Raw genomic sequence first — 12,512 nt, forward strand, 5'->3', positions numbered from 1 at the left:
GCAACTGCCGAGGCTGGGCGGATTGAAAGGGAGTCAACCATGTACGATCTCAACACCGCTGCGACCTCCGATGGCCAGGGCTCTTCGATCCGATGAGCCTGCGTAAAGGATGTATCCGTGCCCTCGGGCTGTGCTGCTTCAGCCCCTTGGTGTTCGCCGCCGACGTGCCGGGCAGCCAGGATTTACCTGCCGTGTCCCGCCAGGTCGATGCGCAAATCGTCGATTACCGCCCCGCTGAGGAAAAGGAACGCATCTACCCCATGGGCGCGATCCGCAAGATCAGCGGCCAACTGCGTTACGAAGGCCAAGCCACCGCGCGTGGCCAAACCACCGCGATTACCTATGAATTACCCGCCGAACACACCTCCAGCGCCGCGTTTACCGCGACGCGTGAAGCGTTGCAGGCCAAGGGCGCGCAGCTGTTGTTCTGGTGCCAGGCCCGCGATTGCGGTGAAAGCAGCCTGTGGGCCAATGAAGTGTTTGGCAACGCCAAGCTGGTCGGCGCCGATGGCCAGCAGGAATACCTGCTGTTGCGCCTGGCAGCACCGCAAGACAACTCCCTGGTGGCGCTGTACGGCATCACTCGCGGCAACCGCCGCGCCTATCTGCATGTGGAACAACTCGACGCCAGCGCGCCGCTGGGCGACTTGTTGCCCACGTCAGCCACCTTGCTGCGCGAGTTGAAAAGCACCGGCGAGCTGGACTTCCCGGCACTCGGCGCCGAACCTGACGCCACCTGGCTGACCTTGATTTCCCGTGGCCTGAACCTCGACGCCACCTTGCGCGTCAGCTTGACCGGGCCGAACGCCGAAGCCTGGCGCCAGGGCCTGATCGACAGCGGTGTACGCGCCGCACGCCTGGAAACTGGCACCGGCGACGCTAAGGGTTTGCACCTGCATCTGATACGCTGACCGTTACACGGCGAACGGACCCGCGCCGTTCGCCTAAGCTCTCTTCCTACAGCCTTCTTTTCGAGATACCCGATGCTCAATAACGATCGCCTACTGGTGCAAATCCTGCTGCTGGTGTTGTTTGGTGCCAGCTTCTGGGTCATGGCGCCATTCTGGTCGGCGCTGTTCTGGGGCGCAGTGCTGGCGTTTGCCAGCTGGCCGCTGATGCGCTTGCTGACCCGCTGGCTGGGTGGCCGCGAATCCCTGGCGGCGGGCATCCTGACCTTGGGCTGGATGTTGCTGGTGGCGGTGCCGCTGGTGTGGCTGGGGTTCAACCTGGCCGACCACGTGCGTGACGCCGTGGGCCTGATCAAGGATATCCAGGTCGACGGCCTGCCGGCTGCGCCGACCTGGCTGGGCTCGATTCCGCTGGTTGGCGAGCGCCTGGTGGCAACGTGGGACAGCATCGACCAACAGGGCGCCGCGCTGATGATCAGCATCAAGCCGTACCTGGGCCAGGTCGGCAACTGGCTGCTGGCGCGCAGTGCGCAGATCGGCGGCGGTATCCTGGAACTGACCCTGAGCCTGGTGTTTGTGTTCTTCTTCTACCGCGACGGCCCGCGTCTGGCGACCTTTGTGCATCGCCTGTTGGAGCGCTTGATCGGCGACCGTGCCGGTTACTACATCGAACTGGTGGCCGGCACCGTGCAACGGGTGGTTAACGGTGTGATTGGTACAGCGGCGGCCCAGGCGCTGTTGGCGCTGATCGGTTTCCTGATCGCCGGCGTGCCGGGCGCGCTGGTGCTGGGCATTGTCACCTTCCTGCTCAGCCTGATCCCGATGGGCCCGCCGCTGGTGTGGATCCCCGCCACGGCCTGGCTGGCCTGGAAGGGCGATTACACCTACGCGGTGTTCCTGGGTGTGTGGGGCACATTCATCATCAGCGGCGTCGACAACGTGCTCAAGCCGTACCTGATCAGCCGGGGCGGCAACTTGCCGCTGGTGATTGTGCTGTTGGGCGTGTTTGGCGGCTTGATCGCCTTTGGTTTCATCGGCCTGTTTATCGGCCCGACCTTGTTGGCGGTGGCCTACAGCCTGTTGACGGATTGGAGTGCAACCCAGGCTCAGGTTCGGCGCGAAGACAAACCCCTTTAAGCCCTCGGCAACCACATCACGGCGGTCAAGCCGCCGCCTGGAGTTTCTTCCAGGCTCAGGTGCCCGCCGAGACGCTCCACGGCCTCCTTGGAAATCGTCATGCCGAGGCCGACGCCGCCGGAGTTGCGGTTACGCGAGCCTTCCAGGCGAAAGAACGGTTCGAACACCGCCTCACGCTTATCCGGCGCAATGCCGGGGCCATGGTCGATCACCCGAATAACCAGCGCACCACGGCTGTCAGCCAACTCAACACGCGCGGTTCCGGCATAACGCAGGGCGTTGTCGATCAGGTTGTTCAGGCAGGAACGCAGCGCCATCGGCTGCACCTGCAACGGCGCGCAGGTGCCGGAGAACTGCACATCAGAGCCCTGGTCCTGGGCGTTTTCACTCAGGGATTCGACCAGCGCCTGCACGTCGAGCCAATGCCGCGTTTCGCTGGTGCGCTGTTCATGCAGGTAGCTGAGGGTGGCGTCGAGCATGCCGATCATGTCGTCCAGGTCCTGGCGCATCTGGCCTTGCAGCTTGGTGTCTTCGATCTGTTCCAGGCGCAGCTTGAGGCGCGACAGCGGGGTGCGCAGGTCATGGGACACCGCGCCAAGCATGCGCGCGCGCTGGCTGACTTGTTCGCGGATGCGCTTTTGCATCAGGTTGAACGTTGACGCTGCCTGGCGCGCCTCCCGTGGCCCGGACTCATTCAGCGGCGGGCTGTCGAGGTCGAGGCTCAGGCGTTCGGCGGCCGCGCTCAGGCGCTGGATCGGCCGGCTCAGCAGCTTGGCGCCGTACCAGGCGGCGATGATCAGCGAAATAAACTGAAAGGTCAGCGGCACCACAGGGCCGCCAAACCAGGAACGATGGTGCCGGGGCAGGGGCTTCATCGTGCCGTCCGGCTGCTCGACGAAGGTTTCCTGCGGCGGCTGTGGCGGTGGGCCGTAATGGTGAAACCAGAAGAACGCCAGCGCATGGGCCAGCACAATAGCCACCAGCAATACGCCGAACAGCCTGCCGAACAGCGTATTGAAGGCGTTGCGCATCAGCCGATATCCCGGGCGTCGAACAGGTAGCCTTCGCCGCGCACGGTTTTGATCAGTTGCGGTGCTTTCGGGTCATCGCCCAGTTTCTGGCGCAGGCGCGACACCAGCAAGTCGATGCTGCGATCAAACGCTTCGATGGAGCGGCCACGGGCGGCATCCAGCAATTGCTCGCGGCTCAGCACGCGGCGCGGGCGTTCGATAAACACCCACAGCAACCGAAACTCGGCATTTGACAGCGGCACCACCAGGCCATCGTCCGCGACCAGCTGGCGCAGCACGCTGTTGAGGCGCCAGTTGTCGAAACGGATGTTGGCGCGCTGCTCGGTACGGTCATCGCGCACCCGGCGCAGGATGGTCTGGATACGTGCCACCAGCTCGCGCGGTTCGAAGGGTTTGGACATGTAGTCATCGGCGCCCAGCTCCAGGCCGATGATGCGGTCGGTGGGTTCGCAGCGCGCGGTGAGCATCAGGATCGGGATGTCCGACTCGGTGCGCAGCCAGCGGCACAGCGACAGGCCGTCTTCGCCCGGCAGCATCAGGTCGAGCACCACCACATCAAAGGTTTCGGCTTGCATGGCCGTGCGCATGGCCGTGCCGTCGGTGACGCCGATGGCGAGAATATTGAAGCGGGCCAGGTAGTCGATCAGCAGTTCACGGATCGGCAGGTCGTCATCGACGATCAGCGCGCGGGTGTTCCAGCGCTTGTCTTCGGCGATCACCGCGCCTTTTTGCTCTTCGTTTACAGAGACGGTAGGGGTATGCATAGTGCGATCATCTGCCTGGTTGTTGCTGTCAGCATAGGCGCCCAGCTCCATGGCTGGAAGTGCTGGACGGGCGGTCATGTGCGCGAGGCTAGACGCGGGGCGTGTTGAGGGCATGTCGGGAATGTATCAGCCCTGACACAATTGCGTGAAATGCCGGGTTTGGCGGCGCTTAATCAGTATTTACCGATCATCGGATCCCGCAACGGCGCCGCTTGCGCTACAATCCGCGCCGATTTCGACTTGCCTGAGAGCCCATTCCAATGTCCGTTTGCCAGACGCCTATCATCGTCGCCCTGGATTACCCCACTCGTGACGCCGCACTGAAGCTGGCTGACCAGTTGGACCCCGCGCTTTGCCGGGTCAAAGTCGGCAAGGAACTGTTCACCAGTTGCGCCGCCGAAATCGTCGGCACCTTGCGTGACAAAGGCTTCGAAGTATTTCTCGACCTGAAATTCCACGACATCCCCAACACCACTGCCATGGCGGTTAAAGCCGCTGCGGAAATGGGCGTGTGGATGGTCAACGTGCATTGCTCCGGTGGCCTGCGCATGATGAGCGCCTGCCGCGAAGTGCTGGAGCAGCGCAACGGCCCCAAACCGCTGCTGATTGGGGTGACCGTGCTGACCAGCATGGAGCGCGAAGACCTGGCCGGCATCGGCCTGGATATCGAGCCTCAGGAGCAGGTTTTGCGTTTGGCCGCGTTGGCGCAGAAGGCTGGCCTTGATGGCCTGGTCTGCTCGGCACTGGAAGCCCAGGCGCTGAAGACTGCGCACCCGTCGCTGCAGCTGGTGACTCCAGGGATTCGCCCGGCGGGCAGTGCGCAGGATGACCAGCGCCGCATTTTGACCCCGCGTCAGGCCTTGGACGCAGGTTCGGATTACTTGGTGATCGGTCGCCCGATCAGCCAGGCGGCGGATCCGGCGAAAGCGTTGGCAGCTGTCGTCGCCGAAATCGCCTGACGATCGTTCCCACGCTCCGCGTGGGAATGCCTCTTGTGACGCTCCGCGTCACGCTTTGGGACGCAGAGCGTCCCGGGCAGCATCCCCACGCAGAGCGTGGGAACGATCTCATCAACTGGGTATTCCTGAGACACCGAGTTGCCCGCATCGCAGGCAAGCCAGCTCCCACATTCGATCGTTCCTACGCTCCGCGTGGGAATGCCTCTTGTGACGCTCCGCGTCACGCTTTGGGACGCAGCGCGTCACGGGCAGCATTCCCACGCAGAGCGTGGGAACGATCTCATCTGTCAGCTCACTTTTAGAATCAGCTTCCCAAAGTTCTCACCATTGAACAGCTTCATCAGCGTCTCCGGGAACGTCTCCAGCCCCCCGACGATATCTTCCTTGCTCTTGAGCTTGCCCTGCGCCATCCAGCCAGCCATCTCTTGCCCGGCCGCGGCAAAATTCGCCGCATGGTCCATCACCACAAAGCCTTCCATGCGCGCGCGATTGACCAGCAACGACAAGTAGTTGGCTGGGCCTTTCACCGCTTCTTTATTGTTGTACTGGCTAATGGCACCGCAGATCACCACCCGCGCCTTCAATGCCAGGCGGCTGAGCACGGCGTCGAGAATGTCGCCGCCAACGTTATCGAAATACACATCCACGCCTTTGGGGCATTCGCGCTTGAGGGCGGCGGGTACGTCTTCGCTTTTGTAGTCGATGGCTGCGTCAAAGCCCAATTCGTCCACCAGGAACTTGCATTTGTCGGCGCCGCCGGCAATGCCCACCACGCGGCAACCCTTGAGCTTGGCGATCTGCCCGGCAATGCTGCCGACCGCACCGGCAGCGCCGGAGATCACCACGGTTTCGCCCGCCTTGGGTGCGCCGGTGTCGAGCAGGGCGAAGTAGGCGGTCATGCCGGTCATGCCGAGGGCCGACAGGTAGCGCGGCAAGGGCGCGAGCTTGGGGTCGACCTTATAGAAGCCACGCGGCTCGCCGAGGAAATAATCCTGCACGCCCAGCGCGCCGTTCACGTAGTCGCCGACCGCGAATTTCGGGGTATTGGAGGCAATCACCTTGCCTACACCCAGCGCGCGCATCACTTCGCCAATGCCGACGGGCGGAATGTAGGATTTGCCTTCGTTCATCCAGCCGCGCATCGCCGGGTCCAGGGACAGGTATTCATTGCGCACCAGCACTTGCCCCTCTGCCGGCGTGCCCACTGGCACTTCCTGGTAGGTGAAGGTGTCCCGCGTGGCCGCGCCGACCGGGCGTTTGGCGAGCAGGAACTGGCGATTGGTCTGGGCAGTCATGGCAAGGACTCTTTAGAAATGAACCATGAGTGATAGACCCTCAAGGCGCCCGGGGCAAGGTCGACCGAGCAGCGCGAATGCCCGCCGATAGGCAGGGCTAATAGTTGCACCCTGCGCCTTATCACTGCGATTCATACAGCGCCAACGGGGCTTCTGATAGTGCTGACGCGCCCGTCCTGGCGTTGGCTAGACTCGTGCCACAGCTATTTCTTGCATAGGACATCCTCCATGAGCATGACGTTTACCGGCCAGGTCGCCCTGGTAACTGGCGCCGCCGCAGGTATTGGTCGCGCCACCGCGCTGGCATTCGCCGCAGAGGGCTTGAAAGTAGTGGTTGCCGACCTGGATGTGGCGGGCGGCGAGGGCACGGTTGCGCTGATTCAGCAGGCCGGTGGCGAGGCGATTTTTGTGCGCTGCAACGTCACGCTGGAGGCTGATGTGCAGCAATTGATGGCACAGACCGTCGCCGCCTATGGGCGCCTCGACTATGCCTTCAACAACGCCGGCATCGAGATTGAAAAGGGCAAGCTGGCCGACGGCAGCCTGGATGAGTTCGACGCGATCATGGGCGTTAACGTCAAAGGCGTGTGGCTGTGCATGAAGTACCAGTTGCCGCTGCTGCTGGCCCAGGGCGGCGGGGCGATCGTCAACACGGCGTCGGTGGCAGGGTTGGGGGCGGCGCCGAAGATGAGCATTTATGCTGCGTCCAAACACGCGGTCATCGGCCTGACCAAGTCGGCAGCCATTGAGTACGCGAAGAAGAAAATTCGTGTGAATGCGGTATGCCCTGCCGTGATCGACACCGACATGTTCCGCCGAGCCTATGAAGCCGACCCGCGCAAAGCCGAATTTGCGGCGGCCATGCACCCGGTCGGGCGCATTGGCAAGGTGGAGGAAATCGCCAGTGCCGTGCTGTACCTGTGCAGCGACGGTGCAGCGTTCACCACGGGGCAGGCGCTGGCGGTGGACGGTGGTGCGACGGCTATCTAGGACTCCATGTCGCTGCCTATTCGAAAACGCCAGGCGCGCTGTGGGGCGTTTCCATGGCTGGCACAAGGCCTCGTCAGATTGTGTATCAGTAGGTAAATAACTCAATAAAATCAATGATTTAATAATTTTTTGCGACCAGTTGAACCGGGCTTCTGTGCTTAACTGTTTAGGGTTGATTAACAGACAGTTGAAGTGAGTGGCTCATGGATTTAGGCATCGATCGACAGGCCCTTGTACCGGTGGTGCAGCAAATCGTCAGTGCGGTGGCGCAATGGATTCGCAAGAGCGGCGCGAGCCCCGGCACGCGCTTGCCGTCCATCCGGCAATTGGCCCTTGATAACCTGCTCAGTCAATCCAGCGTGCTCGAAGCCTTCGAACGTATGGTGGCCCAAGGGTTATTGGAGGCAAAACAGGGCGCGGGATTTGTTGTGGCTCAACCGCCGGTTTCCCTGGAAAGCCAATGGTATGAAGGTGCGGAGCTGGGCTGGGGCGCCTATGTCGAGGGGCCGTTGGGCGAATTGAAGCTGGGCTGCGGCTGGTTGCCGGACGCTTGGCGAGAAAGCGATGACATCTGTTACGCCATCCGCGAGATCAGCCGCACCGACACCGTCGCCCTGTTCAACTACAGCACGCCGCTGGGGTTGCCGGTGTTACGCGAACAATTGCTCAAGCGGTTGACCCAGATGAAGGTGGTCACCCACCTCGATTGCATCCTCACCACCCACGGCGCCAGCCATGCACAGGACTTGTTGATACGCACATTGCTCAAGGCCGGCGATACGGTGGTGGTCGAGACGCCCGGTTATGCCAACCTCTACAGGCAGTTGGAACGCCACGGCGTCAAGCTGCTGGAAGTGCCACGCGTCGTGGGTGGCCCGGACATCCCGGTGCTGGAGACGCTGCTGCAAAGCCATCGCCCCAAGTGCCTGTTCATCAATTGCCTGTATCACAACCCCACCGGCACCAGCCTGTGCCGCGGGGTGGCGGAGCGTCTGTTGCAACTGGCGCACAGCGAAGATTTCCTGATCGTCGAAGAAGACGTCTACGGCGACTTGCAGCACGCCAGTTGCACACGGCTGTCGGCGCTGCCCCATGAAGGGCGGGTGATCTATATCTCGAGTTTCTCCAAAACCCTCAGCAGTGCCCTGCGGGTGGGGTATCTGAGCGCCAGTGCAGCGCTTGTCACGAAGATGGCCACGCTCAAGACGTTAACGGGCATCGGCACCTCGCGGTTTGCCGAAGCCGTGGTGGCTACGCTATTGGCCAACGGCACTTACCGCAAATGGGTGCAGCGCCTGCGCAAGCGTTTGAACACGCAAATGGCGGCGACCTTGCAGGTGCTGGAGGACGAAGAGTGGGAGGTGTTTGCCGTGCCCGCCGGGGGCATGTTTGTGTGGGCGCGACCTGGCGTCGGTGACCGTTCGCGGTTGCAGGCGTGCGCCCGGCGCTTGTGTGTATTGCTGTCGCCGGGGGCGCTGTTCAGTCCCAAAGGCGAACACAGTGACTGGCTGCGCATCAATGTGGCCTATGCTGCTGATCAGCGGGCGTTGGCGTTGTTCCGTGCGATGGGGCCTGCCAGATCGACCTCGACCATTCTGAAAACGACGAGCGTGTAGCTTTTTGCCATTATTGTGGCGCCAACGTCTTGTGCCGGTAGCGCGTCGTTGCGAATCTCGCAGCATGGAAACCAGGCTTGATGGCATCTGCCATTGCAAGAGGATCAAGTGCAATGATTTCGGCCGTGCAACGACGTTTCGCCAACCTTGGTATGGCGAAAAAACTGGGCGTGGGCTTCACCCTGGTGCTGCTGCTGACGGCGCTGGTGGCGGCCATTGGCGTGTGGTCCCTGCAAACCGTGGGTCAACGTTTTGAGGGCCTCAAGGCAATGTCTTCGCTCAACAGTGGCCTGCTCAAGGTGCGCCTGATCGAGCAGGATTACGCGTTGCACGCCGACCCCAAGGCCGTCGACGCCCTGCACGAACGCGTCGACGCCTTGGCCGCCCAAGCCGCCAGCCTCAAGGCCCAGTCCGCCGCGAATGTGCCGGTGATGAGCGAGGTTGAACAGGCGCTGGCCGCGTATCGCAAGGCGTTCGACGAGTTTGTCGAGTTGACCCAGACCAAGGACCTGGCCCTGGAAATGGCCAGTTGGTCGGTCTCCAGTGTGGCCAATAACCTCGACGTGTTGCAGGCAGGCCTGGCCGACGATGGCGCCTATGGCCTCAAGGAAAGCCAGGGCAAGGACGGCGCCGAGTTTATCGAGCAGGCCGGGCAGGTCAGCCAGGTGTCGCGCTTGATGTTGCAAGCCATGAACGAAGCGCGACTGCGCCTGGATCAGAGCCGCAAGGTCGATGCGGACAACGCCGAGCAAGGCAAGATCGAGCAGGCCGACCAAGCCCTGGCGCAGGTCGAGCAACTGAAAACCTCGGTCAAGGACGCGGGTTACCAGACTGTGCTCAACGAAGTGTCCGGGCATATCGCCGCGTTCAGCGAGAAACTCGGTGAGTACACCGGGCTGCTGGCCCAGGAAAAAGTCGTCTACAAGCAATTGCATGACCGCGCCGATCAAGTTGTCAGCCGCGTCAACCAGGCGTATGACGCTGAAGATCAATCCATGCAGGCGCAGCTGAAAAAAAGCGCGCTGCTGATCGTCGTTTCGTCAGCGCTGGCACTGCTGGTGGGCTTGATTGCCGCGTGGGTGATTACCCGGTTGATCGTGGCGCCGTTGCGCCGTGTGATCGCCGTGGCCCAGCAGATTGCTGCGGGTGATTTGACTGGGCGGATGGAGGTCAGTCGGCGTGATGAAATCGGCCAGTTGATGCAGGCGATGCAACAGATGGGCAGCGGTTTGAGCCAGATGGTCAGCGGGCTGCAGGCCGGCATTGAGCAATTGGCCAGTTCGGCGCAATCACTGTCCAGTGTCACCGAACAGACCAATGTCGAGGTCAGCAGCCAGAAAGAAGAAACCGAGCAGGTTGCCACGGCGATGAACCAGATGACCGCCACGGTGCATGACGTGGCGCGCAACGCCGAAGAGGCCGCGCAAGCCGCGCAGACCGCCGATGACAAAGTCGACAGCGGCCAGCAGGTGGTGCGTCAAAGCCTGCAACGCATTGAATTGCTCGCCACCTCCAGCACCAGTGCCAGCGCGAGTATCGAAAGCCTGAGCGCGGAAATCCAGAATATCGGCACCGTGCTGAGCGTGATCAAAAGCGTGGCCGAACAAACCAATTTGCTCGCCCTCAACGCTGCTATCGAAGCGGCCCGCGCCGGTGAGCAAGGCCGAGGTTTCGCGGTGGTGGCCGATGAAGTCCGGGCGCTGGCCAAGCGCACACAGCAATCGACCGAGGAAATCGAGCGGCTGGTCAGTACGTTGCGCAGCGCGGCGCAGTCGTCAGTGCAGCAGATCCAGCAAAGTGGCGAGTTGGTGAAGCTGGCGGTCAGCGATGCGCTGGAAACCGAGAGTGCGCTGGGCAGCATCGCGGCAGCGGTGTCGCTGATTCAGCAGATGAACCAACAGATAGCCGCGGCGGCCGAGGAGCAAAGTTCGGTGGCCGAAGAGATCAATCGCAGCGTCACCAGCATTCGTGCCAGTGCCGATCAGTCGGCGTTGAGCATGCAAGGCAATGCCGCGTCGAGCATCCAACTGGCGCAGTTGGGGGCGGAGCTCAAGGGCATGGTCGGGCACTTCCGGCTTTGATCGCAGCATTTGCACTGCGATCAAAGGGCAGGGCGGCGATCAGGCGTGGTTGGCGAGGAAGGTCAGCAGCGCTTCATTGACGAAGTCCGGGTTTTCTCGAGAAGAGATATGCCCCGCTTCTGGAATCAGCGTCAGGCTGCACCCGATCAGATCGGCCATTTCCTTGGATTCGGCGGGCGGCCGAGGCTTGTCCTGTTCGCCACACATGACCAGGGTGGTGTCGGTGTCCAGGCGCGGCAGTTGGTCGAGGATGTCGGCGCGGCTGAAGATCAGGCGGCCCAGCGGCACGATGCTTTGCTGCAGGCGTTCCTTGGGAAACGCCTGCAACGCGCTGCGAAAATCCTGATACAGCGCTGATTCACGATCAATCGTCGGGCGGAAGAAGATCGGTGCAACCACATCCAGCAACGGCTCGGGGATAGCGCCGGCGTCTTCGATCATCTTGAACAGCGAGAAATAGTATTGGCGGGTAGCCTCGGGCTCGGCGCCGAGGTAGGTGTCCATCAGCACCAGGCTGTTGATGCGCTCAGGTGCCAGCAGTGCAAGGCGCGCGCCCCACATGCCGCCAACCGACAGGCCGACCAGATTGATGTGGGCGATATCCAACTGATCCAGCAGCGCGAGGGTCTGGCGTGCGAGGTCGTCCAGGGAGTGGGTGTGCGCCGGCAGCGGGCCGGATTCGCCGTGGCCCCACAGTTCGGGGACGATCACCCGGTACTGTTGCGACAAAGCTTCAATTTGCGGCGCCCACATCTCGCGGCCCCACAGATAACTCGAACCCAGCAGGACGACCGGACCGGTGCCCTGGTCGACGTAGTGCAGCGGTTGTCCATCAATCACGGCAACAGGCATAGCAGGCCTCTAACTTCACGGAGTGAGGGGCACTTTTTTACGCTAGTCGGAGGCGGGGGGATAGGTGCAAAGTGATGGCATGTGGCGAGGAACTCGCCACATGGAAGGTAGTGCGATCAGTCGTAGATGGCTTTCTTTTTCCACTCGGCGTCGGCATCGACGACTTTCAGGCCTTCGGTCAACTCGTTGACTTCGTCTTCGGCGGGCTGGCTGTTGGTCAGCACCGTGGAGTTGGCGCGCGCCAGTTGCGACTCCAGCAACTGCAGTTGCGCGCTGTAGAGCACCGGCTCCGGCTGTTTGCGCAAGTACTGTACGCCGCGCTCGAACGCCAGGCGTGCCTGACCAGGCTGGCCTTGTTGCAGGGCATGCTGGCCGAGGTTGTTGAAGAACTCGATGTGCAGCAATACCAGGATATGGCGAATTTCCTTGATCCAGTGCTTGGCTTCGTTGGTCGGCAGGAAACCGTCCTGGGCCGCACGGGTGACTTGGCCGTGCAGGGCTTCGAGCAGGAAGCGCACGTCCTTGGCCTTGGCTTCGGTCTGGATCGGCGCCGGTGGGTTGGTCACCGGAATCGATTCGCCCTGGCCGATCAGTGCATTCAACTCAGCGATACGGGCCTTGAGCGGCGCGCTGGACTTGTTAAGGTTCAACAGGCGCTGGTTGACGTTGAGCTCCAGGCGGGTCAACAACAGTTTCAGCTTCGGGGTCATCAACTGGCCGGGGAACGTCTCGGTGATTTCACCGCAGCGACGCAGGCGATCGTTAAGCTCGATCTCGGTGCGCTTCTTTTCCAGTTTGTTGTTTTCCACCACGTGGTTCATGTAGCCAATGGCGATCAGTATTACGATCCCGGCTATTACCAGCAGGGTGATCATGAGT

General features: G+C 61.9%; 11 protein-coding genes. 6 read left to right on the forward strand and 5 right to left on the reverse strand.

All coding sequences use genetic code 11. From position 1 onward, the window contains the following. Positions 1 to 92: 92 nt before the first annotated feature. The gene (locus L8I05_RS12375) at positions 93 to 911 is read left to right on the forward strand and encodes a DUF4892 domain-containing protein (protein WP_242169205.1); all 819 of its coding nucleotides are present in this window, start codon (positions 93 to 95) and stop codon (positions 909 to 911) included. Between the two features lie 72 nt (positions 912 to 983). Beyond that, positions 984 to 2,045, forward strand: a complete 1,062-nt coding sequence (locus L8I05_RS12380; RefSeq protein WP_197623345.1) for an AI-2E family transporter — start codon at positions 984 to 986, stop codon at positions 2,043 to 2,045. On the opposite strand, the gene L8I05_RS12385 is transcribed toward L8I05_RS12380, so the two are convergent. Then, positions 2,042 to 3,076, reverse strand: a complete 1,035-nt coding sequence (locus tag L8I05_RS12385) for an ATP-binding protein (RefSeq protein WP_159955124.1) — start codon at positions 3,074 to 3,076, stop codon at positions 2,042 to 2,044. The genes L8I05_RS12380 and L8I05_RS12385 overlap by 4 nt on opposite strands. After that, positions 3,076 to 3,840: a response regulator gene (locus L8I05_RS12390; protein ID WP_177018367.1), complete on the reverse strand. Its 765-nt coding sequence runs from the start codon at positions 3,838 to 3,840 to the stop codon at positions 3,076 to 3,078. The genes L8I05_RS12385 and L8I05_RS12390 overlap by 1 nt, the downstream gene beginning before the upstream one ends. Before the next feature lie 260 nt (positions 3,841 to 4,100). Between L8I05_RS12390 and pyrF the strand changes: the two genes are divergently transcribed. After that, on the forward strand, positions 4,101 to 4,799 hold the full coding sequence (gene pyrF, locus L8I05_RS12395; RefSeq protein ID WP_159955126.1) for an orotidine-5'-phosphate decarboxylase: 699 nt from the start codon (positions 4,101 to 4,103) through the stop codon (positions 4,797 to 4,799). Between the two features lie 287 nt (positions 4,800 to 5,086). Here the strand turns inward: pyrF and L8I05_RS12400 are convergent, their stop codons facing one another. Beyond that, entirely contained in the window at positions 5,087 to 6,094 is a 1,008-nt protein-coding gene (locus tag L8I05_RS12400) for an NADP-dependent oxidoreductase (protein ID WP_242169207.1), read from the reverse strand. Positions 6,095 to 6,322: 228 nt separating this feature from the next. On the opposite strand from L8I05_RS12400, the gene L8I05_RS12405 reads away from it, so the two are divergent. The 3 genes from L8I05_RS12405 (at position 6,323) to L8I05_RS12415 (ending at position 10,781) form a co-directional block, all read left to right on the forward strand. Beyond that, entirely contained in the window at positions 6,323 to 7,084 is a 762-nt protein-coding gene (locus tag L8I05_RS12405; protein WP_242169209.1) for an SDR family oxidoreductase, read from the forward strand. Between the two features lie 203 nt (positions 7,085 to 7,287). After that, the gene (locus L8I05_RS12410) at positions 7,288 to 8,700 is read left to right on the forward strand and encodes a PLP-dependent aminotransferase family protein (RefSeq protein WP_242169211.1); all 1,413 of its coding nucleotides are present in this window, start codon (positions 7,288 to 7,290) and stop codon (positions 8,698 to 8,700) included. A gap of 113 nt (positions 8,701 to 8,813) precedes the next feature. Then, positions 8,814 to 10,781 (forward strand): methyl-accepting chemotaxis protein, encoded by a 1,968-nt coding sequence (locus L8I05_RS12415; protein WP_242169212.1) that lies wholly within the window; start codon positions 8,814 to 8,816, stop codon positions 10,779 to 10,781. Positions 10,782 to 10,820: 39 nt separating this feature from the next. On the opposite strand, the gene L8I05_RS12420 is transcribed toward L8I05_RS12415, so the two are convergent. Both L8I05_RS12420 and L8I05_RS12425 read right to left on the reverse strand, forming a co-directional pair. Further along, positions 10,821 to 11,633, reverse strand: coding sequence for an alpha/beta fold hydrolase (locus L8I05_RS12420; RefSeq protein WP_242169215.1), 813 nt, complete (start codon positions 11,631 to 11,633; stop codon positions 10,821 to 10,823). A 116-nt stretch (positions 11,634 to 11,749) separates the two neighbouring features. Further along, positions 11,750 to 12,508: a hypothetical protein gene (locus L8I05_RS12425; protein WP_242169216.1), complete on the reverse strand. Its 759-nt coding sequence runs from the start codon at positions 12,506 to 12,508 to the stop codon at positions 11,750 to 11,752. Positions 12,509 to 12,512: the final 4 nt, after the last annotated feature.

This window comes from Pseudomonas sp. MONT-RG-20F-20-E-7-02 (assembly GCF_022662395.1).
In the GTDB taxonomy this organism is placed as follows: Bacteria; Pseudomonadota; Gammaproteobacteria; order Pseudomonadales; family Pseudomonadaceae; genus Aquipseudomonas.